This is a genomic window from Lysobacter gummosus, assembly GCF_001442805.1.
In the GTDB taxonomy this organism is placed as follows: Bacteria; Pseudomonadota; Gammaproteobacteria; order Xanthomonadales; family Xanthomonadaceae; genus Lysobacter; species Lysobacter gummosus.
The window spans coordinates 1,749,148-1,775,480 of sequence record NZ_CP011131.1 but is presented as its reverse complement, the minus strand read 5'-3'; the positions used below and the strand labels follow the sequence as shown (position 1 = coordinate 1,775,480).

At 67.3% G+C, this 26,333-nt stretch carries 24 protein-coding genes; 14 read left to right on the top strand and 10 right to left on the bottom strand.

Annotated features, from left to right (window positions below):
• Positions 1-56 precede the first annotated feature (56 nt).
• Entirely contained in the window at positions 57-1,529 is a 1,473-nt protein-coding gene (locus tag LG3211_RS07320) for an FAD-binding oxidoreductase (RefSeq protein ID WP_083512370.1), read from the top strand.
• A 139-nt stretch (positions 1,530-1,668) separates the two neighbouring features.
• Here the strand turns inward: LG3211_RS07320 and LG3211_RS07315 are convergent, their stop codons facing one another.
• From LG3211_RS07315 to LG3211_RS07295, 5 genes are all read right to left on the bottom strand, one after another.
• Positions 1,669-2,358, bottom strand: coding sequence for a DNA-3-methyladenine glycosylase family protein (locus tag LG3211_RS07315; protein WP_057942251.1), 690 nt, complete (start codon positions 2,356-2,358; stop codon positions 1,669-1,671).
• Between the two features lies 1 nt (position 2,359).
• A complete protein-coding gene (locus tag LG3211_RS07310; RefSeq protein WP_148648788.1) occupies positions 2,360-2,758 on the bottom strand; it encodes a DUF423 domain-containing protein in 399 nt (132 codons plus the stop codon).
• A gap of 174 nt (positions 2,759-2,932) precedes the next feature.
• Positions 2,933-4,015, bottom strand: coding sequence for a polyketide cyclase (locus LG3211_RS07305; RefSeq protein WP_057942250.1), 1,083 nt, complete (start codon positions 4,013-4,015; stop codon positions 2,933-2,935).
• A 468-nt stretch (positions 4,016-4,483) separates the two neighbouring features.
• Entirely contained in the window at positions 4,484-5,137 is a 654-nt protein-coding gene (locus tag LG3211_RS07300) for a response regulator (protein WP_057942249.1), read from the bottom strand.
• Positions 5,134-6,336: a sensor histidine kinase gene (locus tag LG3211_RS07295; RefSeq protein WP_057942248.1), complete on the bottom strand. Its 1,203-nt coding sequence runs from the start codon at positions 6,334-6,336 to the stop codon at positions 5,134-5,136. Before LG3211_RS07295 ends, LG3211_RS07300 begins: the two co-directional genes overlap by 4 nt.
• A 141-nt stretch (positions 6,337-6,477) precedes the next feature.
• Here LG3211_RS07295 and LG3211_RS07290 point away from each other — a divergent pair, with 141 nt between their 5' ends.
• The 6 genes from LG3211_RS07290 (at position 6,478) to LG3211_RS07265 (ending at position 10,044) form a co-directional block, all read left to right on the top strand.
• Positions 6,478-7,092, top strand: a complete 615-nt coding sequence (locus LG3211_RS07290; RefSeq protein ID WP_057942247.1) for a GNAT family N-acetyltransferase — start codon at positions 6,478-6,480, stop codon at positions 7,090-7,092.
• Positions 7,089-7,880, top strand: a complete 792-nt coding sequence (minC, locus tag LG3211_RS07285; RefSeq protein ID WP_057942246.1) for a septum site-determining protein MinC — start codon at positions 7,089-7,091, stop codon at positions 7,878-7,880. The genes LG3211_RS07290 and minC overlap by 4 nt, the downstream gene beginning before the upstream one ends.
• 25 nt (positions 7,881-7,905) lie before the next feature.
• Positions 7,906-8,715 carry a septum site-determining protein MinD gene (gene minD, locus LG3211_RS07280; protein ID WP_057942245.1) on the top strand — a complete coding sequence of 270 codons (810 nt, stop codon included), beginning with the start codon at positions 7,906-7,908 and terminating at the stop codon, positions 8,713-8,715.
• A gap of 4 nt (positions 8,716-8,719) precedes the next feature.
• Positions 8,720-8,989 (top strand): cell division topological specificity factor MinE, encoded by a 270-nt coding sequence (gene minE, locus LG3211_RS07275; protein WP_057942244.1) that lies wholly within the window; start codon positions 8,720-8,722, stop codon positions 8,987-8,989.
• A 217-nt stretch (positions 8,990-9,206) separates the two neighbouring features.
• Positions 9,207-9,680: a hypothetical protein gene (locus tag LG3211_RS07270; protein WP_057942243.1), complete on the top strand. Its 474-nt coding sequence runs from the start codon at positions 9,207-9,209 to the stop codon at positions 9,678-9,680.
• 91 nt (positions 9,681-9,771) lie between these two features.
• Positions 9,772-10,044: a hypothetical protein gene (locus LG3211_RS07265; protein ID WP_057942242.1), complete on the top strand. Its 273-nt coding sequence runs from the start codon at positions 9,772-9,774 to the stop codon at positions 10,042-10,044.
• Positions 10,045-10,246: 202 nt separating this feature from the next.
• Here LG3211_RS07265 and LG3211_RS07260 read toward each other — a convergent pair whose 3' ends face one another.
• Positions 10,247-10,636 (bottom strand): hypothetical protein, encoded by a 390-nt coding sequence (locus LG3211_RS07260; protein WP_057942241.1) that lies wholly within the window; start codon positions 10,634-10,636, stop codon positions 10,247-10,249.
• A gap of 518 nt (positions 10,637-11,154) precedes the next feature.
• On the opposite strand from LG3211_RS07260, the gene LG3211_RS07255 reads away from it, so the two are divergent.
• Positions 11,155-13,185, top strand: coding sequence for a M2 family metallopeptidase (locus LG3211_RS07255; protein WP_057942240.1), 2,031 nt, complete (start codon positions 11,155-11,157; stop codon positions 13,183-13,185).
• A 157-nt stretch (positions 13,186-13,342) separates the two neighbouring features.
• Here the strand turns inward: LG3211_RS07255 and LG3211_RS07250 are convergent, their stop codons facing one another.
• Both LG3211_RS07250 and LG3211_RS07245 read right to left on the bottom strand, forming a co-directional pair.
• Positions 13,343-14,254: an HNH endonuclease family protein gene (locus LG3211_RS07250; protein WP_057942239.1), complete on the bottom strand. Its 912-nt coding sequence runs from the start codon at positions 14,252-14,254 to the stop codon at positions 13,343-13,345.
• Positions 14,251-16,422, bottom strand: a complete 2,172-nt coding sequence (locus LG3211_RS07245) for an AAA family ATPase (RefSeq protein WP_187313147.1) — start codon at positions 16,420-16,422, stop codon at positions 14,251-14,253. Before LG3211_RS07245 ends, LG3211_RS07250 begins: the two co-directional genes overlap by 4 nt.
• Positions 16,423-16,642: 220 nt before the next feature.
• Here LG3211_RS07245 and LG3211_RS07240 point away from each other — a divergent pair, with 220 nt between their 5' ends.
• Positions 16,643-18,079, top strand: a complete 1,437-nt coding sequence (locus tag LG3211_RS07240) for an amidohydrolase family protein (protein ID WP_057942237.1) — start codon at positions 16,643-16,645, stop codon at positions 18,077-18,079.
• Between the two features lie 226 nt (positions 18,080-18,305).
• On the opposite strand, the gene LG3211_RS07235 is transcribed toward LG3211_RS07240, so the two are convergent.
• Positions 18,306-19,076: a helix-turn-helix domain-containing protein gene (locus LG3211_RS07235; protein ID WP_057942236.1), complete on the bottom strand. Its 771-nt coding sequence runs from the start codon at positions 19,074-19,076 to the stop codon at positions 18,306-18,308.
• Between the two features lie 109 nt (positions 19,077-19,185).
• On the opposite strand from LG3211_RS07235, the gene LG3211_RS07230 reads away from it, so the two are divergent.
• The 5 genes from LG3211_RS07230 to LG3211_RS07210 all read left to right on the top strand — a co-directional run bounded on the left by LG3211_RS07230 (position 19,186) and on the right by LG3211_RS07210 (position 25,708).
• On the top strand, positions 19,186-20,088 hold the full coding sequence (locus LG3211_RS07230; protein WP_057942235.1) for a DMT family transporter: 903 nt from the start codon (positions 19,186-19,188) through the stop codon (positions 20,086-20,088).
• Between the two features lie 264 nt (positions 20,089-20,352).
• On the top strand, positions 20,353-20,982 hold the full coding sequence (locus LG3211_RS07225; RefSeq protein ID WP_057942234.1) for a peroxiredoxin family protein: 630 nt from the start codon (positions 20,353-20,355) through the stop codon (positions 20,980-20,982).
• A gap of 196 nt (positions 20,983-21,178) precedes the next feature.
• Complete coding sequence (locus tag LG3211_RS07220) at positions 21,179-21,400, top strand: hypothetical protein (protein WP_057942233.1); 222 nt, start codon at positions 21,179-21,181, stop codon at positions 21,398-21,400.
• A gap of 488 nt (positions 21,401-21,888) precedes the next feature.
• Positions 21,889-25,212, top strand: a complete 3,324-nt coding sequence (locus tag LG3211_RS07215; protein ID WP_057942232.1) for an nSTAND1 domain-containing NTPase — start codon at positions 21,889-21,891, stop codon at positions 25,210-25,212.
• Positions 25,213-25,228: 16 nt separating this feature from the next.
• A complete protein-coding gene (locus LG3211_RS07210; RefSeq protein WP_235110436.1) occupies positions 25,229-25,708 on the top strand; it encodes a hypothetical protein in 480 nt (159 codons plus the stop codon).
• A 203-nt stretch (positions 25,709-25,911) separates the two neighbouring features.
• Here the strand turns inward: LG3211_RS07210 and LG3211_RS07205 are convergent, their stop codons facing one another.
• The gene (locus tag LG3211_RS07205) at positions 25,912-26,292 is read right to left on the bottom strand and encodes a ribonuclease domain-containing protein (RefSeq protein ID WP_057942231.1); all 381 of its coding nucleotides are present in this window, start codon (positions 26,290-26,292) and stop codon (positions 25,912-25,914) included.
• Between the last annotated feature and the right edge of the window lie 41 nt (positions 26,293-26,333).

Sequence of the window (26,333 nt, the reverse complement as noted above, 5' to 3'; positions counted from 1 at the left end):
AAAATCCGCAGTAAATATCGCAATCGCACCGACACCTGCTGCACACCGGAGAGGCAATGGACGCCGACACCCGCCGCACCCTGGAACGCTCGCACGCCTCCTGCGCCGATCCGGATCGGCGCAAAGTGCTGCAAGCCCTGGCCGCCTCCGCCGCCCTCGCCGCCGCCGGATGCGCGCGCGAATCGCCCGATCACGACGAACGCCGCCTGCACGACATCAGCGGCATCGATGAAACCAACGTCGCGCGCGTGCTCAAGCCGGCCTCGGTCGCAGCCGTCGCCGCCGCGTTGCGCGCCAGCCGCGGCGTAGTGTCCATCGGCGGCGCGCGCTGCAGCATGGGCGGGCAGATCGCCTGCGAAAACTCGTTGCATCTGGACATGCGCGGCTTGAATCGGCCGGTCGCGCTCGACCTCGCGCGGCGGCGCGTGCGCGTGCAGACCGGCATGCGCTGGCGCGACCTGCAGGAACTGATCGATCCGCACGGGCTGGCGGTGTCGATCATGCAGAGCTACAGCAGTTTCAGCATCGGCGGCTCGCTGTCGGTGAATTGCCACGGCCGCTACGTCGGCAAGGGCAGCCTGATCCACAGCCTGCGCGCGCTGCAACTGGTGGACGCCGATGGCCAGGTGCATGAGCTCGACCGCGAGCACCGCCCCGACCTGTTCCGCGCCGCGGTCGGCGGCTACGGCGGCCTGGGCGTGATCACCGAAGCCGAGTTCGACCTCGCCGCCAACCACCGCATCGCCCGCCGCGCCGAGCGCGTGGCGCTGGACGACTACCCGGCGTGGTTCGCCCAGCGCGTGCTCGCCGATCCGGCCAGCGTGCTGCACAACGCCGACCTGCTGCCGCCTCGCTTCGACGCGCCGGTGGCGGTGACCTGGACCCGCTGCGAGGAACCGCTGACGCTGAGCGAACCTCTGGTGCCGCGCGACGGCGATTATCGCCACGACCGCAAGATGATCTGGAGCGTGTCGGAACTGCCCGGCGGATCGTGGCTGCGCAAGCGCTACTCGGTCGAGGAGATGCTGCGCGAACGCGAAGTGGTGTGGCGCAATCACGAAGCCAGCCTGGACATCGCCTCGCTGGAGCCGCGCACGCGCCGCTACTCGACCTATCTGTTGCAGGAATACTTCGTGCCGGTGCCGGCCTTCGCCGCGTTCGCGCGGGCGATGACGCGGGTGCTGCGCGACAACGAAGTGCATGCGTTGAATGTTTCGATCCGGCATGCGCCGGCCGACCGGCAATCGTTGCTGAGCTGGTCGCCGACGCAAGTGTTCTCGTTCGTGCTGTATCACAAGCAGCGCAGCGGCGAACGCGAGGACGCGGTCGCCGGGCAATGGACGCGGCGGCTGATCGATATCGCCCTCGATCACGGCGGCCGCCACTACCTGCCGTACCGACTGCACGGCACGCGCGAGCAGTTCCTGCGCGGTTATCGCGCGGCGCCGGAGTTCGCCGCGCTCAAGCAGGCTTTCGATCCGCGGGGGCGGTTCCGTAACCGGATGTGGGACAAGTATTTGCCGGCGTGATTGCGGGTTGCGCAGCGACCTGAGCCGAAAGCATCGGGCCTGAAAGGCCCTCCCACAGAGACCTCGTGGCTTCGAAGTTTGTTGTGGGAGGGCCTTTCAGGCCCGATGCTTTCGGCTCAGATCGCGACAGCCCCCAACCTCAATCCTGCGACCGATTGACCTTGGTCTTCGGCCCATCGGCGATATCCGCGATCCGCCACAGATACAAGCTCGCATAGCTGCGATACGGCCCCCAGCGCTCGCCGGTTTCGGCCAAGACCTTCGGCGCCGGCATCGCATCGAGTTGGTCCACCCGCTGCGCGCCCTTGCGGATGCCCAGGTCGTCCACCGGCAGAATGTCCGGGCGGCCCAGGCGGAACATCAGCATCATTTCCACCGTCCAGCGGCCGATGCCGCGGATCGGCACCAGCGCGGCGATGATCGCGTCGTTGTCCATCGTGGACATGCGGCGCAGATCGGGAATCTCCCCGCGCTCCTCGCGCGCGGCCAGATCGCGCAGCGCCAGCAGCTTGTTGCCGGACACGCCGCAACCGCGCAAGGTCGCGTCGTCGCAACGGCCCAGGGTGTCGAAATGCAGGCGCGTGCTGGCGATCGCGGTCTCGACCCGGCCGACGATGGTCGATGCGGCCTTGCCGCTGAGCTGCTGGAACAAGATCGCCCGCGCCAAGGCATCGACCGGGTCGAACTTCTGCCGCCAGCGCGGATCGGTCGGGATCGGCCCGTTCTCCAACCGATCCACTTTCTTCATCCACGCCCCGAGCTTGCGGTCGCGCTTGCTCAGGTACGCGTGCGCGGTCGGCGCATCGAATCCACGGATGTGTCGCGGCATCTCAGCGCCTCAGAGCATCGGCGGCGTACACCAGCCAGGCCAGGATCAGCAGGCTGCCGCCGAACGGCAGCAGCCCGGTCGAGGTATTGAGGAAATACGCCGCCGCCAGGCCGCCGGAAAACACCGCCACGCCGATCAGCACCGCGAACAGCGCCAGCCGGGTCAACGCCCGCCGCGCCGACGGCGCCAATGCGGCCAGGGCGATGCCGTGGCCGAAGGCGAACACCGCCGCGGTCTGCAGACGCGATTGCGAATGCGCGTCGGCAACGTGGGCGGCATAGGCCGACAGCGCGACCGCGAGCGCTGCCAGCAACGCACCGGCGGCGACCAGCGCGCGCGCCGACAGCGGCGGCGATTCGGGCGATCGCCCGTTGCGGGATTCGGAAGCGGGAAGATTCATGCGGGCGGACGCGGCCGGATCGTGGAGCGGCCAACGATAGCAGCCGCGGCCGCGCGCGCCGACCGCCGATGGCGCTATTGCCGCCCCATGCAACACAAAAAAACGCGCCGCGGATAACCGCGGCGCGTTTGGATGGCGAACGCCGCAGCAGCGGCGCCCCGATGTCGCGAGGTATTACTTGATCGGCCAGTACACGTCGAACTGGCCCAGGGCCGGGTCGAAGCTCTGGTCGATACCGGCCTTCCAGGCCTCGTACGGACGGTCGCTGGTGCTGTAGCCGCGGGTCAGCGCCCAGGCGCGGACCGCGTCGCGCACCGGCGGCAGCGCGGCGATGTTGTGGCCGCCGCTGGAGGCGACGACGACCTTCGTGGCCGGCAGCAGCGACGCCTTGACCGGACCTTCGACCTTGACGTCGATCGCGGTCGCCTCGGTGCTGGTGTCGCCCTTCTTGCGCACCACCTGGACGGTGTCGAAGTCGTAGGTTTCGCTGCCGAACTCGTTGGTCACCACGCGGATCGGGCCGACCGCCTCGAGGCCGTTGGCGGCGATGACCTTGTTGATCCATTCCATGTTGGAGTGGATCTGGGCCTTGATCTTGTCGTTGTTGCGCTCGACCGCGGCGTTCACGCTGAGGATGTTCTCGGCCGGGCGATCGACGACCTTGGGCGCGTTGGCCGGGTCGGTCTCGGACAGCTTGGAGTAGTCGTAGTTCGGCACGGTCGCGAGCAGGTTGCTCAGCTGCGCCAGCCCCATCTTCATGTCTTCGCCGATGTTGCTGCTGACATACAGGCCCGAGTAGCGGCCCAGCAGGTTCCAGCCGTAATCGACGTCGTAGGTCTGGGTGATCTCGACGTTGCGATTGTTCTTGCCGGTGGGCTTGAGGGTGAACTCGCTGCGCTTGTTCTCGCCGCGCTCGGGGTTGCTGATCTTGTAGCCGACCAGCTTGCCCGGTTCGCTCTTGACGATTTCCCAGCTGCCGTTGCCCAGCGCGCGTTCCTTGGACGAATACTCAAGACGGGCGCCCACGCCCTCTTCCTTGCCGACGAGCTTGATCTCCATGGCGGGATCGCGGCGTGCGAGCGGGTTCCATTCCTTGAAGCGACGCATGCTGTTCAAGGTGTCGAACACGATGGTCAGCTTGCGGTTGGTCTCAACCGAGTGCGACAGATGGCGGCTCGCCGGCAGCGCGATGCCGACGATCAGGAACAGCGCGGCGACGATCGCCAGGGAAATCAGGATCTCGATCAGACGGGTCATTCAGGTTCTCCAGGGCCGGGCCCAGGTCGGGCCAGGGGCGCAGACCCACAATCGTAGCAAGATAAATACCGGCAGGGGCAGCCGTCACAGCCAAGAAAGATCATCGGAGCGTCCGCGATCCCAGTTTGGCCGCGAAAAGCTTTGAACTTGACGGCTTTTTGCCGGCTCGCGCCGGCATTCGCAAGCGTACGCACGCGCCGATGCACAAATCAGGACAACTGCCGCGGGCCAATGGCGCGCGCGAATGCGACGGATCGGTCGGCCGCCGGCGCGATGCGACGATCCGGCGCGGCGCGCCGGATCGCGGGTGCCCGGCTCAGACCAACTGCAGCTCCAACGCCTTGAGCACGGCCCGGGTGCGGTCGCGCACGCCCAGCTTGGACAGGGTGAGAACGGGCCGCCTACGCGGCACTGCCGCGTGGCCCGTTCGAACGCCCGGCGCGCAGCGCCGGGCCGGACATCCTTCGATCAGACCAACTGCAGCTCGAACGCCTTCAGCACCGCCCGGGTGCGGTCGCGCACGCCCAACTTGGACAGGATGTTGGACACGTGGTTCTTGATAGTGCCCTCGGCCACGCCCAGCGAATTGGCGATCTCCTTGTTCGAGAAGCCGCCGGCCATCAGCCGCAGGATCTCGGTCTCGCGCTCGGTCAGCGGGTCCGGGCGGTCCAGGCTGACGAAATCGTTGCGCATGTGCTCCAGGCCCGAGAGCAGGCGCTGGGTCATCGCCGGCTGGACCAGCGAACCGCCGTCGGCCACGGTCTGGATCGCGCCGACCAGTTGCTCCAGCGACACGTCCTTGAGCAGATAGCCCTTGGCGCCGGCCTTGAGCCCGGCCAGGACCAGCTGGTCGTCGTCGAAGGTGGTCAGGATGATGGTCGGCGGCAGGTAGCCCGAGCGCGCCAGCGCCTGCAAGGCCTCCAGGCCGGACATAGCCGGCATGCGCATGTCCATCAGGACCACGTCCGGGCGGATCGTCGGGATGATCTCGACCGCCTGGCGGCCGTCGCCGGCCTCGGCCACGACCTCGATGCCTTCGGCCAGGGCGAGCAGCGAACGCACGCCTTGCCGGACCAGGGTCTGGTCATCGACAAGCAACACGCGGATGGGGGTGGACGTCATGTCAGAACTCCTTCGCGGACCATGGCGGCCGCGGTGGCGGGCAGAGTCAGATGCAGGCTGAAGCCGGCCTCGGCCCGGGTTTCGATACGCAATTGGCCGCCGTACTGCTGCAACCGCTCGCGCATGCCGCGCAAGCCGTTGCCGGCGATCAGGTGATCGGCGCCGCGGCCGTCGTCGCGCGCGCTCATGAGGATCTGTTCGCCGCTGCGGCGCACATCGATCCACAGGTGCTGCGCGCCGGCATGGCGCACGGTGTTGGTGACGATCTCCTGGGTGCAGCGCAGCAGCACGTGGGCGCGCTCGGGATCGTCCAGGGTCAGGGGCGTTTCGATGTCCATGCGGATGTCCAGCGCCGGTACGTTTTCGGCCAGCGGGCGCAGCGCCAGCGACAGGTCGATGGCGCCGTTCTCGCGCAATTGGCTGACCGCCTCGCGCACGTCGGTGAGCAGCAGCCTGGCCAGAGTATGCGCTTGCTGCACGTGCTCCTTGACCCGGCCCTCGGACAGATGGCCGGCGACTTCCAGGTTCAGGCTCAGCGCGGTCAGGTGGTGGCCCAGCAGATCGTGCAGTTCGCGCGAAATGCGCGTGCGCTCGTTGATGCGGGCGCTTTCGGCCAGCAGCGCGCGGGTCGCGCGCAGCTCGGCGTTGAGCCGGCGCTGGTCCTCGCGCGCCTGGGCCTGCTGCATGGCCACCAGGGAGCTGACGAACACCAGGCTGGAGAAGCCGGCATAGGCCACCGACTGGACGATGGCGACCATCAGCGGCTGGCCGATGGCGATCACGAACACCGGAATGATCGACAGATTACTCAGAATCAGCCACGCCACCCCGATCCGCAGCGGCAGCAGCCACGGCAGCAGCCCGGCCACCACCATCAGCAGAATGCTGCCGATGCCGCTGTTGGAGTAGTAGCCGACCCCGATCGCGCAGGCGGTCAGGACCAGCAGCAGGGCGTGGTCGGCCGGTCCCGGCCGGCGCTGGCCCAGGCCGCGGCTGGCCCACCAGTAGACCGCGCCGAAGGCCAGGTGGATCGCCACCCAGCGCAGAATCAGCAGGAAAAAGGTGTGTTCGCTGCCGCCGGGCAGGGAGGACGCCGCCTCCGGCTCCAGCCACATGATCACCAGCCAGCACCCCGCCATGCCCCAGGTGAACAGCCCGGCGAACCGCATGAGTTGAGTAGGAGTGAGGCGAGCCAGCATGAATGCATGCTAACGGTATGGGCCCTCCCGCGGAGCCGTCCAGAAGTCATGCACTTGGCGTTCGCGGCAAAGGGATGCCCGTGCGATAATCGGGCCGCCGGCACGGAACGCGTGCCGGTTTTTGAATACTTGGAGCGTGGAATGTCGATCGTCGTCCGCGACGTGCGTGAGCACGAGCTGGATTCCGTCCTTGCCCTCAACAACGCCGCCGGACCCGCGATCCTGCCGCTGGATGCGGCCCGTCTGCGTCATTTTTTCGATACCGCCGAGTACTTCCGCGTCGCCGAGCGCGACGGGACCCTGGCAGGTTTCTTGATCGGCATGGGCGCCGGCAGCGACCACGACAGCAGCAATTTCCGCTGGTTTCTTGAGCGCTACCCGGATTTTTTCTATATCGACCGCATCGTCGTCGCCAGCCGCCGCCGCGGCGGCGGTGTCGGCCGCGCGTTCTATGCCGACGCCCAGAGCTATGCCGAGCTGCGTTACCCGCAGCTGGCCTGCGAGGTGTTCCTGGAAGGCGGCAACGACCCGGCCCTGCTGTTCCACGGCAGCTTCGGCTTCCGCGAAGTCGGCCAGCACGTCATGCAGGAAGCCGGCGTGCGCGCGGCCATGCTGATGAAACCGCTGTGCAGCTACCCCTGGGTGCGCGACACCTACGGCGACGCCCTGCCCGAGGCCAGCTGGCTGACCCGCCCGCGCGTGCCGGTGGCCCGCGTCCAGGCCGACGCGCCGCGCCCCACCGGAACCTGCCCGTGAGCGTGGCCGTGGATTACGAACAGGCCGGCGAACTCAAGATCGGTCAGGTCGGCATCGCCAACCTGCGTATCCGCACCCTCGACGTCGAACGACTCACGGAAGAAATGCGCAGCCGCGTGCAGCGCGCGCCGAACATGTTCGGCCGCGCCGCGGTGGTGATCGATTTCGGCGGCCTGAGCCACACCCCGGACACCGCGACCGCGCAAGCGCTGCTCGACGGCCTGCGCGCCGCCGGCGTGCTGCCGGTGGCGCTGGCCTACGGCACCAGCGAGACCGACCGCCTGGCGCAGGCGCTGGGCCTGCCCCTGCTGGCCAAGTTCCGCGCCTCCTACGAGCGCAGCGACGCCGGCACGGACGCCCCGGCGGCGCCGGCGCCCAAGCGCGAAGCGCCCGCACCCGCCGCCGAACCGGCTCGCGCCGCGCGCGCGGCCGCCCCCGCGGCGACTACGGCGGCCTCCTCGGTCGGCATGATCCAGTCCACCCCGGTGCGTTCCGGCCAGCAGATCTACGCCGACAACCGCGACCTGACCGTGCTGACCACGGTCGGCGCCGGCGCGGAAGTCATCGCCGACGGCTCGGTGCACATCTACGGCCCGTTGCGCGGACGCGCGCTGGCCGGCGCGCAAGGCAACACCAAGGCGCGAATCTTCTGCCGCGAGTTCCATGCCGAACTCGTGGCGATTGCAGGCCATTACAAAGTGCTCGAAGACATACCGAAGGAATTGCGCGGCAAGGCCGTGCAGATCTGGCTGGAAGACGAACAAATCAAGATTGCGGCGCTGGATTGACGCCGCACGAACGGAGGAAAGTATTTTGACCGAGATCATTGTTGTCACTTCGGGCAAGGGCGGTGTCGGCAAGACCACGACCAGCGCCAGCCTTTCCTGCGGCCTCGCCCGGCGCGGCCACAAAGTAGCGGTGATCGACTTCGACGTCGGCCTGCGCAATCTCGACCTGATCATGGGCTGCGAACGCCGCGTCGTGTACGACTTCGTCAACGTCGTCAACGGCGAAGCCAACCTCAAGCAGGCGCTGATCAAGGACAAGCGTTTCGACAACCTGCACATCCTGGCCGCCTCGCAGACGCGCGACAAAGACGCGCTGACCAAGGAAGGCGTGCAGAAGGTGCTGGAAGACCTGGCCGCGGAAGGCTTCGACTACATCGTCTGCGATTCGCCGGCCGGTATCGAAAAAGGCGCGTTCCTGGCCATGTACTTCGCCGACCAGGCGGTCGTGGTGGTGAACCCGGAAGTCTCCTCGGTGCGCGACTCCGACCGCATCCTCGGCCTGCTCGCGTCCAAGACCCGCCGCGCCGAGAACGGCGAGAAGGTCAAGGAACACCTGCTGCTCACCCGCTACAGCCCCAAGCGCGTGGAAGACCAGGAGATGCTCAGCATCGGCGACGTCGAGGAAATTCTCGGCCTGAAGACCATCGGCGTGATCCCCGAATCCGGCGACGTGCTCAACGCCTCCAACAAGGGCGAGCCGGTGATCCTGGAAACCGAATCCGATGCCGCCCAGGCCTACGACGATGCCGTCGCGCGCCTGCTTGGCGACACCCGCCCGATGCGCTTCACACAAGTGGAAAAGAAGGGCTTCTTCACCAAGCTGTTCGGAGGCTGAGCTTATGGGTCTGTTCGACTTCCTGCTGGCCAAGAAACCCACCGCTTCCGTCGCCAAGGAGCGTTTGCGCATCATCGTCGCGCACGAACGCGCCGGACGCGGCGGCGGCCCGGACTACCTGCCGATGCTGCAGCGCGAGCTGCTCGAAGTGATCCGCAAGTACGTCAACGTCGATGCCGAATCGGTCAAGGTCGACCTGATCGGCGAAGGCGACAACAAGGTGCTCGACATTTCCGTCGCGCTGCCGGAAACACCGAATCCGGCGCAGGCGTAACGGCGCGGCCGGCCTCCCGGCCAACGCCGTTGTCGCGTATCTGCCGGTAACCGCAGCGGCGCACGCCGCGACAGCGCCAATGAAGCGGCGTCGCGTCCGCATGCGCTCCACGCGCCGCAGCAGCGGCCGCAACGTCCTGTTCCAGGCCTCACGCCCTGTCGGCGCCGTTCGCGCTATCCGCGCAAGCATCGCTCTCATCCCTGAAACCTTCCGCACCATGCTGACCCTGTCCGACATTGCCTTCGACGACGTCGCCGCCCTGCTCGCGCGCTACGGCCTGCGCCTGGAGCGCGTCGCCGACGGCGAGCCGATCCCGGGCAGCTATTGGGGCGAATGCGAAGCCGGCCTGATCGGCAGCACCGTCTACGCGCGCGGCGACACGCCCGTGCACTCGCTGCTGCACGAGGCCTGCCACCTGATCGTGCTGCCGCCGGAGCGCCGCGCCCAGGTGCATACCGACGCGACCGATTCGATCGAGGAAGAAGACGCGGTGTGCGTGCTGCAGTCGCTGCTGGGCGACGCCATTCCGGGCGCCGGAAGCGAGCGCATCCTCGCCGACATGGACGAATGGGGCTACACCTTTCGCCTGGGATCGGCGCGGGCTTATGTCGAACAGGATGCGGAGAGTTCGTGGCAGTGGCTGGCTGCGCATGGATTGGTGAAGCTACCCGAGCGCAGCCTGATTCGCTGAGCCACCGACTCAGCACAGGTCCTGACGCCACACGCGGCGCCTACCCGACAATCGAACTGACGTTGTCCCACGCTCCTTCGGACTCGCAGACATGGGCAGTTCGCTCGCCGCCAACCATCCGGTTTTCATCGACAGCCTGCCGTTGATCGTCATGGCCGTGGCGACGGCGATCCTCATCGCCGGCACCTGCCGTGCCTCGCGCATGAATCATCGACGACTCGGTAAGCGCAGGAACTTCTGGACGCGCAATCCGCTGGAGCTTGTGAGCTACAACCGCCGCGAATGGGCGGTGCATCTGACCTCGGTCGGCGCGTTCGTCGCACTCGCGATCATCGCGATACGACTGGAATGCGCTTGCGGCTGAGAAGGGTTGTTGAGGCCTGGCAGGGCTGCGACGCAAAGGGTTGGCAGAGCGGTCACCGACGCCTTCCCTGGCGCCGACGCCATTCAAACTCTGCGGTTCCGGCTATCCCCATAACCGGTTCCGACTGGCACTGCTGTTGCTTCCCTTCCCCTGATGCGCCATCCAGGCGCCTACCCCCACCGAGTTCCTGGCGGCGCGCGCCTCAGCGCGCGGCCGGCCTGCGTTGCGTGTCTTCAACGGCATACGCCGCCCGCGGCGCCGCGACGGGCACCGGGACAGCACGATCGACTTCGACTTCGGCCTCGTTGACCGGATCGGGCAGCGCGCGCGCGCCGGTGAGGTTGGGGCCGGCGTCGGCCGGGCCGTTCATCATCACCACGCCGACCGCGGCCAGCGCCAGCAGCGCGAACATGACGATGCGGGCCAGATGGATGCCGCTCAGGCGGCCGTGAGAACGGGCCGGCGCGTGCTCGCGCGCCCAGCTCAGGTCGGCGGTGAACAGATATGCGCCGCCGTCCCGGCCGCGCAGTGGCAATGTCGTCAAGGTGGCCGTGTGCAATTTGCCGCTCGCGGTCCGCGTCGTAGATTTCATGCCTTATCCATTGCAGCCAAGACGGGTGCTGGAAGCCTGCCCCGCTTCCGGCGGGCAACCGATGAACGGCTGCCCTTAGACGTCACTTTTTCCGTTTTGGCGTCACAAATCAAATCGGTTTTTGTGACAGGGGTCGAGGAGCCGTCGCCCCTCGCTGTTCCACCGCCTGAACGAACCGGGCACGATATCTGTCTGCGTTGCGTGCAAGCCATGTGAATACGGAAAAATTAACAATCTAACCGTTTACACGTAACCAAATATTTACATTAGATCGCGACAACGATTGCAGTTCCGCGCGTTGAAAACACCTGAATAGGTCAAATCGGCCCTCGCGGCGGAAATCCGGTAACCGTTTTCAGTCTGGGCTTTGTGCCGGATGTGCGCAAAAGCTCACAAGCCGCCTCCGGCCGCGGCAGCCGGTCGGCCCCGCCGTCGCACTGCAGCTTGCGCGGGACCCGAGCGGCCTCTAGCCTTCTGGCTCGCGCGCAAAGCGCAGCACTATTCCGGAGAGAGCACACATGAAATATGTCCGCGCCTTGTTGGCGCTCGGCGTCGCTGCGGCCGTGATCGGCGTGGCCGGCTGCAAGAAGGAACCCGTCCCCTCCTCGAGCACCACCGCCCCGGCCGTCGCGCCCGCGGGCGAAACCGCGGATCAGTTCATCGCTCGCGTCAACGACGAGTACAAGAAGATGTATCCGGAGATGACCGCCGCGCAGTGGCTGTCGTCGACGTACATCAACGACGACAGCCAGTTGCTGTCGGCCAAGGCCAACGAACGCTATCTGACCCAGCTCAACAGCTGGATCGAGCAGTCGAAGAAATTCGAAGGCCAGCAGATGTCGCCGGCCACCGCGCGTTCGATCCAGTTGCTGAAGATCGGCACCGCGATGCCGGCGCCGAAAGATCCGGCGCGGCTCGCCGAACTCACCCAGATCGCCACGCGCATGGAAGGCATGTACGGCTCGGGCAGCTACTGCAGCGGCCCTGGCGACACCGACTGCCGCCAGCTCGGCGACCTTGAAGACGTGCTGCGCAACAGCCGCGACTACGACGCCCAGCTCGACGCCTGGAAGGGCTGGCACACCATTTCCAAGCCGATGCGCAAGGACTACACGCGCTTCGTCGAACTGGTCAACGAAGGCGCGAAGAATCTCGGCTACGCCGACACCGGCGAATTGTGGCGTTCGGGCTACGACATGAGCCCGGTAGAACTGGCGGCGGAAACCGATCGCCTGTGGGGCCAGGTCAAGCCGCTGTACGAGCAACTGCACTGCTACACCCGCTCGCGCCTTGAATCCAAGTACGGCACCGACAAGGGCCAGGCCAGCGGCGGCATGCTGCCGGCGCATCTGCTCGGCAACATGTGGCAGCAGGACTGGGGCAATTTGTGGGACGTGCTGGCGCCGTACAGCGATCAGCAGGCCGGCAGCCTCGACATCAACGGCGCGCTGGCGCGCCAGTACCAGCAGATCCTCGACGCGCAGGAAGCCAAGGCCGGCGGCGATCGCGGCCCGCTGGAGCAGGCGCAGGCCGAGGTCGATGCCAACCTGGCCAACGCCAAGCGCATGACCGAACGCGCGCAGGACTTCTACGTTTCGCTCGGCATGCCCAAGCTGCCCGACAGCTATTGGAACAAGACCCAGTTCATCAAGCCGCGCGATCGCGACGTGGTCTGCCACGCCAGCGCCTGGGACATGAACATGGGCGGCGACGTGCGCACGAAGATGTGCATCAAGCCGAACGAAGAAGACTTCACCACGATCTATCACGAGCTCGGCCACGTCTATTACTACCTGGCTTACAACAAGCAGCCGCCGTTGTTCCAGACCGGCGCGCACGACGGCTTCCACGAAGCCATCGGCGACACCATCGTGCTGGCGATGACGCCCAAGTACCTGTCCTCGATCGGCATGGTCGGCAGCCAGCAGCAGAGCAACGAGGCGCTGATCAACGCGCAGATGCGCATGGCGCTGGCCAAGGTCTCGTTCCTGCCGTTCGGCCTGATGATCGATCGCTGGCGCTGGGGCGTGTTCGACGGTTCGATCAAGCCCGATGGCTACAACAAGGCGTGGTGGGAGCTGAAGGCCAAGTACCAGGGCGTGGCGCCGGTCGAGGCGCGCGGCGAAGAGTTCTTCGACGCCGGCGCCAAGTACCACGTGCCGGGCAATACGCCGTACACGCGTTACTTCCTCTCGCATATCCTGCAGTTCCAGTTCTACAAGTCGCTGTGCGACGCGGCCGGCTACAAGGGCCCGCTGTACGAATGCAGCTTCTACGGCAACAAGGCCGCGGGCGCGAAGTTCGAGGCGATGCTGAGCAAGGGCGCGAGCCAGCCGTGGCAGCAGACCATGAAGGAACTCACCGGCGGCGAGAAGATGGACGCCTCGGCGGTGCTGGAATACTTCGCGCCGCTGCAGACCTGGCTCAAGCAGCAGAACGAAGGCAAGAGCTGCGGCTGGCAGGCTTCGGCGGCGGGCGCTGCGGCGCCGGTTTCGCCGGCCAAGCCTGCGAAGGCCGATGCCAAGCCGGGTAAGCCTGTGCAGGGCTGAGCCTTGCCGAGCGGGCGCGAAGTTCGCGGCCGCTTACGACAAAGAAAAACCGGCTTCGGCCGGTTTTTCTTTGTCCGCCTCATGCTCCCTCTCCCGCTTGCCACCCAAGGCGACTTCCTTCGGGGCGCGGCAGAGGCCCGGGGTGCGGACCCGCGGCCTACACCGCGGCGCCGATCGCCCCGATCAACTCGCGATACCGCGCAAGCAACCGCTGCTGCGCATCCTCGACGAACGCTCGCGCCATCGCGGAAAATTCCTGATCCGGCGCGGTCGCGGCATGCAGACTCGCCAGCTTCCTGGCCGCGCGCCGCAGCGGTCCGGCGATGTCGGCCGGATCGGCCTGCGCCGCTTCGTCCAGCGCTTCTTCCAAGTCCAGCAGCGACTCGTTGAGCCGCTGCAGATGCCGGCTGCGCGCTTCCACCAGCGCTTGCCGGTTCAAGGCCATGATCTCGACAGTACGCTCGCCGTAGGCATCCGCGCCGCTATCGTCGAAGCGCGGCGCCAACAGCGACAAATCCTCGGCCACGTGCCAGCGCAAATGCGCGGCCGGATCGCGCCGGGTCGGATCGATCAGCAACGGATCTTCGCCGTCGCAGTCGTCGCCGGGCTGGAACGCGCGCGCGGCGGCGATCGGAAACAGATTGCCCTTGCCGGCGTTGCGCGTGGCCTGCGCGGCGATCTGCGCGGCGCTCATGCCGACCGCCGCGATCCGGTGGCCTTCCACGCGATTGCAGCTGATGCAGCTGCGCAGCAGATTGGTCCAGTCGGCCGCCAGCCACCAATAACCGCGATGACCGGCCTCGCCGACCACGCCCGCCTTGGGCCGGTAGTGCTCGATGTCGGCCGGCGACGTCGATTCGTGGCGCGACTCGCAGTACGCGCATTTGCCGTCGAACAAGGTCCGCAACGCCAGCTTGACGTCATCGCCCTTGTAGGCCTTGAACTTGTACGCACCGGCCCGCGGATCGCGGTAGTGAGCCTCGGCATTGGCGCGTTCGCGCGCGCCGGCGCCGTCGGGATCGCTCAACGAGGCCGGCGGCGCGATGCGGCCGCGATCGACGTATCTCATGCCTCCCGCTCCGCGCCGGCTTCGAGCAAGGCGACGATTTCGCGCAATGCGTCCTCGCGCATGCTGGCGCGTTCGGCGACGGGTTTGCTGCGGCGCCCGCGCAGATAGCGCTCGGTGGCCTCGCCGATCAGTTGCTCTGTCGGCGTGTCACCCAGCGGCAACGCCGACACATGCCCGGCCAGCAACTCGCGCTCGCGCTGTTCGCCGGCGTCGAGTTCCGGCTTGCCGAGCAGATAGGCGTAACGATGCAGATGCGCATCGACCTCGGGCCGGGCGGTGCTGAGCAGGCCGAACAAGTCCGAGGTCAGCAACTGATCGGTGCGCATCAGCTCGATGTTGGGCAGATCCTCGCGCAGGCGGATGCGGTCGTGTTCGTCGCGGTACAGGACGTGTACCTCGCCGTCGCGCATGCCGCGCAGGCATAGGGCGTCGTGAGCGGTGACCACGAATTGCACCTTCGGCATCGCCCGGCGCAGCGCCGAGATCACTTCGATCTTCCAGCGCGGGTGCAGGTGCACGTCGATCTCGTCGATCAAGACGATGCCCTGCGCGTACTCAAGGTTGCCCCAGACCTCGACCATGCGCCGCATGATGTCCACCGCCATCGCGAACAAGGCGCGGTAACCGTCGCTCATGCGCTCCACCGGCGTGACCCGGCCGTGGGCCTGAACCATCACATGGCCGTCGTCGGCCCGGAACACGCGGTCGTCGCCGTGCAGGGCGAGGATCTCGCGCATGGCGCGGGCGACCGGCTCGAAGTACACCGCGGTGCTTTCCCTGAGCCATCCGGACGGGTCTTCCAGCACAGCGAAAGGGTCGAACAAGCTGCGCGCCGGGCCGGCGGTCTTGGCCTGATGCGCCTTGAAGAAGCGGCGGGCGCCGTAACCCAGCACCATCGGCACGCGACCATTAATTTCGTCGCGATAGCGCCCGAGCGCATCGACATGAACGCAGCGCCGTTCGCCGGAAGACAGGATCACCTCGACCCGGGGCAACACCGGCAACACGCCCCAGTTCTCGCGATCGCGCGGAAGAAACTCGATGCCCTGCGCGCGGCTGGCCTTGCGCTGATACTCATCCATCAGCGCCAACGCCAGCGCCTGCATCACGCTGCTTTTACCTGCGGCGTTTTCGCCCAGGAGCATCACGCTGGCGGCCTCGCCCCGAGCCGATCCCAGCGACGGGAATTCCAGGCGCAGATCGTCGATGGCCTTGAAGTCGTTCACCACGATCGATTCGACGTAGACCGGTGCCGGCGGCCACCAGCTGCTCGGTCTTCCAGCTGGAGCGGTAGGCAGGGGCGGACTCGGGCGGTTCGCATCCATGACATCGCTCAGATACTCCGCGACCGCGGCGTTCCACGCCTCGGCGTGTCCCAACAATTGACCGAGATGATCGACCGAGCGCGGCCCCGCCCCCGGTCGCCTACCTATCCGCCGCATCGTCGCGGAGAACACCGAATCCAGGGCCGACAGCGCGGCGCCCCAATGCGGCGCGCTGCCATCGGGAAAATCTTCCAGAACTTCATGATAAAGCTGGGAAGAAACCCAGTTCAGCGCATGATCTATCCTTTGCCGTCGCGCCTCGACCAAAGAGTCGCGATTCAAGCCGAGCAGCTCGATCGTCGCCGCGCCCTTGTCGTCCTTCGAAGCCAGCCGGCCGTTGCCCAGGAAATGCAGGTGGCGGCCAGGTTCATCCCGGCAGGGATCGATCAACAGGTTTTTTTCGAGCGCGACGGTTTCCCGCCACGCCGTCATCGGCCGGGCGCGCGGCGAACGCAAGGGGAAATGATTGCGCTTGGCCGAAACGCATTCGCGGCACGCCAAGACCAGATTGCGCCACTCGTACGCCAGCCATGCGTAGTGATCGGCGCTTTGCTCGCCGGTGGCGGGGTCCGACGCCGACATGGTCGGTCGGAACGGATCGATCAATGCCTGCCCCGGCTCGAGCAGGATTTCGCAATACGCGCACTTGTCGCTGAACTGCAGGCCCAGCGCCGCGACCACATCCTCGCCGAGAAACAACTTGTCGTAGCGCTCGAACGGCGGCCTCATCCCCGCCCGCACTTTCGCCGGCCGCGCATAGAAGCCGGTCATCTCGTGCGCCCAGTCCAGCAACTCCCGGCGCCTGAGCGAACGCGGCGTCGCGATGCGTTTGACTTTCCTCATCCAGCCCCTCCCGTGGGCATGGCGCCGCAATGCCGGCGCGGGTCTGATTGGACGGAACACGGCCCGGCCGCATCGTCGCGGCACGGCCGCCATTATGGACATGACCGGGTCTGGCGGAATAAGACCGGGTTGGCGGTCGCCGACCCGGCGCGCGGCCGCGCTGCGGCAGAATGGGCCGGCCGTTTCCGCTTTCCGTCCACCGGCCCTGTCAGGAGTCCGCATGCCCACTCAATCCCGTGTGTCCGCCGCGCTGCTGTTGTTGTGCGCGTCCGCCGCCGCCAGTGCCGCCGAGCCGGTGGATCTGCTGATCCGCCACGCCGCGGTGATCGACGTCGTCGCCGGCAAGCTGCGTGCGGACCGGTTGATCGCCGTGCGCGGCGACCGCATCGTCGCGATCGAAGCCGACGCCAAGGCCGCGGGTTTCGACGCCGCGCGCAGCATCGATGCGCAAGGCAAGTACGCGATCCCGGGCCTGTGGGACATGCACGTGCATTTCGGCGGCGGCGACAAGCTGATCGAGGAAAACAAGAATCTGTTGCCGCTGTACGTGGCCCACGGCATCGCCGCGGTGCGCGACGCGGCCGGCGACCTGAGCCCGAGCGTGTTCGAATGGCGCGACGCGGTCGCGGCCGGGTCGCTGCAGGGCCCGACGATTTTCACCTCGGGCCCGAAGCTTGAAGGCTACAAATCGATCTGGCCGGGCGACATCGAAGTCGGCAGCCACGAAGAGATCTCCGCGGCGCTGGACCGGTTGCAGGGCTGGAAGGTCGATTTCGTCAAGATCACCGACAACACCCTTTCGCCGGAATTGTTCATGGACGCGCTCAAGCAGGCGCATGCGCGCGGCTTGCGCGTGTCCGCGCACGTGCCGTTCTCGCTGACCATCGACGAAGTCAGCGCGGCGGGCCTGAGTTCGATCGAGCACATCGACTACGCGTACAAGGCCGGCTCGACCCAGGAGGCCGACATCGGCGCGATGGTCCGGCGCGGCGAGATCGACGCCAAGGAGGGCTGGAACCGCATCCAGGCGAGCTTCGACGAAAAGACCGCGCGCGCGGCGTACCGGCGCCTGGCGCGGCGCGGCACCGCGGTCACCCCGACGCTCAACGGCAGCTTCGTAACCACCTATCTGGATCGCGACGATCACCGCGGCGACGACTACCTCAAGTACATCGGCCCGGGCCTGCGCGCGACCTACGCCTGGCGGGTGGAACGCGCGGCCAAGGACGACGCGGCGGCGATCGAACGCCGGCATGCGCGCTACGAGCGCGACGCCGCTATCCTGCCGCTGCTGCAGCAGTCGGGGGTGAACCTTCTGGCCGGCACCGACGCGGGGTTCCTCAATTCCTTCAATTACCCCGGCGTGGGCCTGCACGATGAGATGCAGCGCTTCGTCGAAAGCGGCCTGACGCCGCTGCAGACCTTGCGCGCGGCGACCATCAACGGCGCGCGCTTTATGGGGCAGGACAAGCTGCACGGCTCGCTCGCAGCGGGCAAGGCCGCCGATATCGTTCTGCTCGATGCCGATCCGCTGCGCGATATCGGCGCGACTCGCAAGATCGATACCTTCGTATTGCGCGGCAAGGTTTATGACCGCAAGGCGTTGGATGCGATGTTGGAGGATGTGCGCAAGCGCGTGGCGGCCGAAGTGGAGTGAGGTCGGCGTCTCCCGCGCGCAGCCGCACACCCCGCATCGCCCCCCCGCCTTTGCTGTTCCCCCCTTTGAAAAAGGGGGGCAGGGGGATTTGCTGTTGCTGTTGTTGCTAAAGGCAAAGACAAAAGCGAATCCCCCCTGCCCCCCTTTTTCAAAGGGGGGAACAGCAAGAACACTGTCAGAGGAACAGCGAGGGCGCTGTTAGAGGAAGGACAGCACGAGCGTCGCTCTATTTCCGAAACTTCTGCGGCGTAGTCCCGCTGAACTGCTGAAACATCGCGATGAACGCAGATGCGCTGGCATAGCCCATCTGCGCCGCAACCTGCTGCACGCTGCGGCCCTGCTCCAGCAGCGGGATCGATTGCTGAAAGCGCAAGCGCTGCCGCCACTGACTGAAAGACATGCCCAGCTCGTCGCGACAACGCCGGCTCAAGGTGCGTTCGGTGGTATGCACCCGCCGCGCCCATTCCTCCAGCGTGCTGTTGTCGCCGGGCGCATGCTGCAAGGCGTCCAGGATCGGCCCGAGCAAGCGGTCCTCGCTCTGCGGCACGAACCGCTGCAGCATCGGCGTGGCCAGCAGCTTGTCGATCAACACCCGCGCCAGGCGCCGGTCGGCCGGGGTGTCGGGGATCTCCACGCCGCGATCGAACAGGTCCTCGACCCCGGCGATGAACAACGGATGCAGACGCACGATGCCCGGCGCCCTGGGCAGGCTCGGCGTGTAGCGCTCGGCGATATTGATCAGCCGGCACTTCACCTCGCGGCGGTTGTGCGATGTGTGATCCATGCGCGGCGGAATCCACACCGCGTAACCGGGCGGCGCGAAGAACGGCTGGCCTTCGACCACGAAGGCCATGCTGCCCGATTCCACGAACGCCAGCTGGCCCCAGGGATGCTGGTGCAGCGCGCTTTCGGTATCCACCGCCAGCGCCTCGTAGCGCAGCAGCAAGGGGCCCGGCAACGAGCGGTAGGGGTAATGGAATTGGCGGCTGCGGCGCATCTTGTCCGGGCTTCGCTACGGCGTGTCGGGTTATCGGCATCTGCCGATTACCCGACATTCTAGAATAGGCCGCCCCACCGTTGTACCGGTTGTACGAAGGAATCCCGCAATGCATCTGTTACTGCCGATCCTGGCCACGCTGATCTGGGCCGGAAACACGATCGTCAGCAAGCTGTCGGCCGGCGCCATCGAACCGGCCGCGATCTCGTTCTACCGCTGGCTGGTCGCGCTGCTGGTGCTGACCCCGTACATGCTGCCGCGGGTGTGGAAGCTGCGCGCGCAGGTGCGCCCGTACTGGCGCAAGCTGCTGGTGCTGTCGGCGCTGGGCATGGTGATGTATCAATCGCTGGCGTATTTCGCCGCGCACAGCGTCAGCGCGATGTCGATGGGCCTGATCGTCGCGGCGATTCCGCCGATGACGATGCTGATCGGCATGGTCGTGCTCAAGACCCGGCCGTCGCCGGGGATGCTGATCGGCGCGGTGATTTCCTTCGCCGGCCTGAGCTGGCTGCTCAGCGGCGGCCATCCGGCGCGGTTGCTGCAGCAAGGCCTGGGCCGCGGCGAGTTGATGATGCTGCTGGCGGCGTGCTCGTATGCGCTGTACGGCGTGCTGGTCAAGCGCTGGGCGCTGCCGATTCCCAACGGCGAATCGCTGTACCTGCAGATCGTCTGCGGCACGGTGCTGTTGTTGCCGGGTTTCCTGCTGGCGCCGTCGGTGGCGCTCAATGCGCACAACCTGCCGCTGGTGCTGTACGCCGGCGTGTTCGCCTCGACCCTGGCGCCGTGGTTCTGGATGCACGGCCTGCTGCGGCTGGGCGCGGACAAGACCGCGGTGCTGATGAACCTCACCCCGGTGTTCACCGCCGTGTTCGCGGTGCTGCTGCTCGGCGAGCCCTTGCAGACTTATCACTGGATCGGCGGCGGCCTCACCCTGCTGGGTGTGGCGACGGCGCAGGCGCTGCGGCAGAAGCCGGCGCTCGCGTTGCCAACGACGCGCGAATGCGCGGGCTGACCTCGGCGCAGTCGCGGGCGCGGCGAACGGCGAACACCGGCCGCGCCTGACAATCGTCATGACGAGGCACTGCGCGGCCCGGCGATCCGGGTCGCGCGGTGCTGTGTACGCACGCGCAGGAAAGCGCCGGATTCCCGAGTCGGGCGCGAGCGGCGCGGTCGCCGCGCCCGCTTCGTCGGCGCCGAACGCCGCTCGCGCGCGTCCGCGTCGCCACTGTGAGCCGCGTCAAGTTCGCCGCTCGCGAGCGCTGTTAGGGTCGCAGGCATGTCGTCGCCACCCGACACCCAAAACCCGTTTTCCCGGCTCGGTCCACGCCTGCTGTGGGCGGCGCTGGCGCTCGCCACCGCGCTCGTGCTCGCGCTGGGCTGGCAGGTCGGACGCATGCGCGCGGACCAGCGCTGGCTGGTCGATCGCGTCACCCAACCCTACGTCGGCATGTACGTGCCGAAGGTCGCGCTGACCTCGCTGGACGGACAGACCCGCGAACTCGGCCAGCCGCGCGCCGATACCCAGGTGCTGTTCTTCTTCACCACCACCTGCCCGCGTTGCCGCGCCTCGCTGCCGCAGCTCAAGCGCGCGGCCGAGCAGTTGCGCGCGGGCTCCAGCGGCACCGAGCTGATCGGCGTCGCCTTCGCCTCGCCCGCGCAGACCGCCGCCTACGCGCGCGAACACGGGCTCGACTTCCCGCTGATCGCCCACGACGACCGCCGCACCTCCGCGCTGTTCCGCGCGCGCAAGGTGCCGTCGCTGCTGGTGATCGGCCGCGACGGCCGCGTGCGTTACCAGCACGTGGGCGAGATCAACGACAAGCAGACCTTGCGCGAACTGATGGCGGTGGCACAGCCACGGTCCGCGCCGGCGACCACAATGCAACGACCGCTCGCGTCCCGTTAGGCGCGAGCGCGACGGGCTCTCGCCGCGGTCTGGCGATGGCGCCGTCGGCGGCTTCAGGAGTTCGTTACTGGTGTAAGGCGAGGCCACGGCACGGCCTCGCCGCCCGACCGGATCGGCAATCATGCCGGCCGGCGCCACCGCCGCGCCCGCCGGAGCTTTCGGCATGGACCGCGGCGACATCGACAGGAGCTGAGCAATGATCAAGCGTAATCGTGGTGTACGAGTCGTCCTGGCGAGTCTGCTGTTCACGGCCGCGATGGGATTCGGCGCCTTCCAGGTAGTCGCCGGCAACGGCAGCGCGCCGGCGCAATCGGAATCGTGCGACGCCTTCGCCTGCCGCACCGAGTGCGCCGAATTCGGCGGCGATCTCGGCCCCGGCGGTCCCGGACGTCCTTTGGTTTGCTATTGCTGCGGCTGATCCCCCTCGGCTGCAAGCCTCTGCCGGCCGCGGGGGGTGGCCCCCGGCCGGCTTTTTTTATTCCCGTGCGGCGGCGATGCCGTCCGGTCGCGAACATCGCGACCGCGGCGCCGCTGCCTCCAGCCGCTGCCCGCGCCGACACGCACGCGGGCCCGCTCGGCTGCCGGCCCGATTATTGATGCACGCGCCCGCGCGCGTTACGTAAAACGCGACCGGCACCGGACACCGATGAGCCGCTGCGTGCGCATACTGCCGATCGGCACCGATTTGGCGCTCTCGTTACAGACGAAACGCGCAAGGTTTGTTAGTTTTAGTGAGGCAATACACCCCGCCTGACGTTGCGATGGGGCGCAACGACGATGGCGGCCTCTCGCCTGTCACGCCGCACGGTGCTTACCGTCGCCGGACGTCGCAGATGCGGGGCGCGCATGAGGCTTCATGCGTCACCGGCCCCGACGGCTGACAAGCACACGCGAGCGAACGCTGCGATGCCCCAACGCATCGATCGGATCAAGAACCTGGCCGCGGTGTCGCAGTTCCGCATCGGCGCGCTGCTGGTCCAACCCGACCGCCTGGCGATCGTGCGCGACGGCGTGGTCACCGCGCTGGAACCGCGGATGATGGAAGTGCTGATCGCCCTGGCCGAACGCGCCGGCGAAGTGATCAGCGCCGAACAACTGCTGATCGAAATCTGGCGCGGCACTTTCTACGGCGACAACCCGGTCCACAAGACCATCGCCCAGTTGCGCCGCCGTCTGGGCGACAGCAGCCGCGAGCCGGACTACATCGAAACCATCCGCAAGCGCGGCTACCGGCTGGTCTCGCGGGTGAGTTTTCCCGACGACTACCGCAGTGGCCTGCCGCGCGCGGCGGCGTGGACCCAGGGCAGCCCCTACGTCGGCCTGCGTTCGTTCGACGAAGCCCATGCCGGCGTGTTCTTCGGCCGCAGCCGCGCCACCGCGGAATTGCTGGCGACCTTGCGCGAACAGATGGACAGCCAGCGCCGGTTCGTCCTGGTCTCCGGCGCCAGCGGCTGCGGCAAGACCTCGCTGCTGCGCGCCGGGGTGATGCCGCTGCTGCGCCAGGACGGCGGCTTCGACGGCCTGCACGCGCTGGCCAGCGCCTACTTCGATCTGGGCGCGTGCCGCGGCGGCGATCTGCTGACGCGGCTGGCGCAATCGCTGTGCGACTGGTCGCTGGACGGGCGGCCGGTGTTCCTGCCCGGCGAGTGCGAATGGCTGACCCGGCAACTGCGCGAATCCCCGGCCGCGCTGCATGCGCGCATCGACGACGCGTTCGCGCGCCACACCGCGCCCTTGGCCGAACGCGCGCATTTGTCGCTGGTGGTCGATCACGCCGAAGCCGCGGTCGCCGCGCCCGGCATCACCGACGCCGACCGCCGCGACCTGGGCGTGGCCTTGACCGCGCTGTGCGCGTCCACGCGGGTGGCGACGATCGCCATCACCCGCAGCGATTTCTATCCGGCGCTGATCGAAGGCGTGCCCGGGCTGGCCGAACTCAAGGCCGGCGACGGCCACATCGACCTGCTGACGCCGCGCCTGGGCGAGATCGGCCAGATCATCCGCGCCCCGGCCGCGCTGGCCGGGCTGAGTTTCGAGGAAGATCCGGACGGCTCCAGCCGCCTGGACGATGTGCTGCGCGACGCCGCCGCCGAACACCCCGATTCGCTGCCGTTGCTGCAACACACCCTGCAGGCGCTGTACGAACGCCAGAGCAGCGACGGTGTGCTGAGCCTGTCCACCTATCGCGAACTGGGCGGTCTGGAAGGCGCGCTGGCGCATCGCGCGGAACAGGTCTACGCCGAATTGCCGGCCGCCGCGCAAGCCAGCGTGGAGCGCGTGCTCGCGGCCCTGATCGTGATCCGCCCCGACAGCGACGCGGTCACCGGCCGGCGCGTGCTGTGGTCGAGCCTGGACGACGCGGCCGCGCGCGAGTTGGCGGAAGCCTTCGTGCGCGCGCGCCTGTTCGTCGGCGAACTCAGCGGCGGCGAGCCCGGTTTCGGCGTCGCGCACGAAGCCTTGCTGCGGCAATGGCCGCGCGCGCGCGAATGGGTGCGCGAGAACCGCCATCTGCTGCAGGCGCGCGAACGCCTGCAACGCGCGGCGCGGCGCTGGGTCACCGAAGGCCGCCGCGCCGATCACCTGCTCAACCCCGGCCGTCCGCTGGCCGAAGCGCGCGAAGCCGCGCGCCGCCTGCCCGACGATCTGGACGCCGACGACCTGAAGTTCCTGCACGCCTCCGAGCGTCAGCAGCGGCGCAAGCAATGGCTGCGGGTCGGCGCGATCGGCGCGCTGTGCCTGCTGGCGCTGGTCTCCATCGGCCTGGGCCTGCAGGCCTGGCAGGCGCGGCGCGAAGCCGAACAACGGCGCGATCAGGCGCAGCAACTGGTCGCCTTCATGCTCGGCGATCTGGCCGAGCAATTGCGCCCGATCGGCAATCTGAAACTGCTCGACAGCGTCGGCAGCCAGGCCCTGGCCTATCTGGAGTACATGCCCGAAGCCGACATGCAGCCGCGCGAACTGGTCAGCCATGCGCGCGCGCTGCGCACCGTCGGCGAGGTGTTGATGAATCAGGCGCGTTTCGCCGAAGCGCGCGCGGCGTTCGAACGCGCTAACGAAGCCTCCTCGCTGGCCCTGGCCGGCGCGCCCGAATCGCTGGACGCGCTGGCCGAATCGGGCACCACCGCGTACTGGCTGGGCTATCACGACTATCAGCAAAAGAAATTCGACGGCGCGCGCACGCATTGGCAGGCGTATCTGAAAGCCTCCGAGCGCCTGGTCGAACGCGCGCCGAACGACCCGCGCTGGCAACTGGAGTTGTCCTACGCGCTCAATAACCTGGGCACCCTGGCCTTCAGCGGCCAGCGCAGCGACGAGGCCGGCGAGTTGTTCGACCGCTCCGTCGCGATCAAGCGGCAACTGCTGGCGAAAAAGCCCGGCGACAAATCGCTGCGCTTCGAATTGGTAGACAGCCTGTCCTGGCTAAGCAGCGCGCAGGACATGAGCGGCGCGCTGACCGAAGCGGCGCAAGGTTACGCCGCGCAAACCCAGATGCTGCGCGAATTGATCGACAGCGAACCCGACGCCGACGAGTGGCGGCGCAAGCTGGCTACATCGCTGCTGCGCAGTTCGGTGCTGGCGCTGGATCGCGGACGGCTCGATGAGGCGCAGACCGAGATCGACGAAGCGGTGACCTTGCTCGATGCCCTGGTCGAGCAGCAGCCGGACAATAAAGTGTGGCGGCGCAATCTCGGCCACGCCTATTCCCACGCCGGTCTGGTCGCTTCGCTCTCCGGCGCGCGCGAACGCGCCGTGGAACGGCTGCGCGCGGCCCAACGCACGCTCGCGCCGATCATGCGCGAGACCGATCCGCCGCCGGAATGGCGGCTGCTCGACGCCAACGTGCGCCTGCATCTGGCGCAGGCCGATCCGCTGACCACCTCCGCGCAAGCCGACACCGTGGTAGCGGATCTGGAAAAGCTGCATCGCGCCGCGCCGGACGACTTGCCCAATCGCGCCGGCCTCGGCCGCGCGCTGGCTTGGCGCGGCGAGTTTTACGCCGCCGCCGGCGACACCGCCCGCGCGCGCCAGGACTGGCGCCGGGTCGATCAATTGTTGGCCGATGCCGCAGCCGACAGCCGCAGCCGCGTCGTGCTCGACGCCTGGGCGCGCGCGCAGATACGCCTGGGCGCGCGCGACCGCGCCGCGCGCCAGATCGCCTGGCTGCAACGCATCGGCTACCGAAATCCCGGCTTCGTTGCCTACTACGAAGCCGATCCGCAGCACCCCTGAACGACAGGAACTCAACATGGCCAGCAAGAAAGACGCCGCTCCCGACAAGGGCAGCAAGCAAGGCAAGACCAAGAAAGGCAAAGGCAAGGGCGAAGACGTGCCGGTGCTGAGCATCCAGCTGACGCTGGCTCACGTCGGCTTCGGCGGCAACGCCGGCAAGGGCCATTATTTCTACAGCTTTTCGCCGGACGTGGTGACAGTGCAGACCAGCACCCCGATCACGCTCGAATACGTATTCGAGGAGGAAGTGTCCTCGCGTTTCCAGATCGTCAACGTGCTCAACTCCGATGCCTACAAGCAGATCGGCGCGCCGGAGATTCTCGACGATGGCCGCCGCGTGCGCATGCGCAACCAGAACTCGGTGTCCACGCTGATTTTCTTCACCGTGCTGGTGCGCGACTCGCTGAGCGCCTACAACGATGTGGACCTGATCTCCTGCGATCCGCAGGTCGGCAACGATCCGCAGGTCATCCCCGGGCGCAAGAAGCGCGCTTGAGTTCCGCGCGCAGGCGGCGCGCAGCCGCCTGCGTTTGGGGCTGGGAATCGGGAATCGGGAATCGGGAATCGCAAGATTTTGCGGAAGCAGCGAAGTCTTTTGTAGGAGGGGCTTCAGCCCCGATGCCTTTGATCGAAAAGCGTCGGGGCTGAAGCCCCTCCCACAGATGTAGCCCTACGCGCGATACGGCCGGATCCTCCGGCTCAGTTGATCTGGCAGAACGTCGCGTAATGATCCGGCGTGTAGTAACGCCTCTCGACGATGTTCTTGCGCGCCCCCATCGTCATCAGATACACCAACCGGCGCGTCCCGGCCGCGCCGTCGTGGCGGATCTTGCCTTCCCAGTACTCCTGGCCGCGGCTCGGGTTGGGCAGTTTGCCTTCGTCGTTACCGAATACCTGCACGTCCATGCCCGTACGGCCGCATTCGGCCACCGGGTCGGCCACGGTCATGCAGAACGACATGTTGCGCATCGCTTCCTTGATGTCCGGCGGCAGTACCTTGCAGACCGGCGGTTTGGCCGTCGCGGGCGCGGCGAGCAGGCCCAGGCACAAGACGGCCGCATAGCGGTAATGGGCGTTCATGGCGAAACTCCTTGAATGAGGGGTGCAGCGTCTTGCAGAAC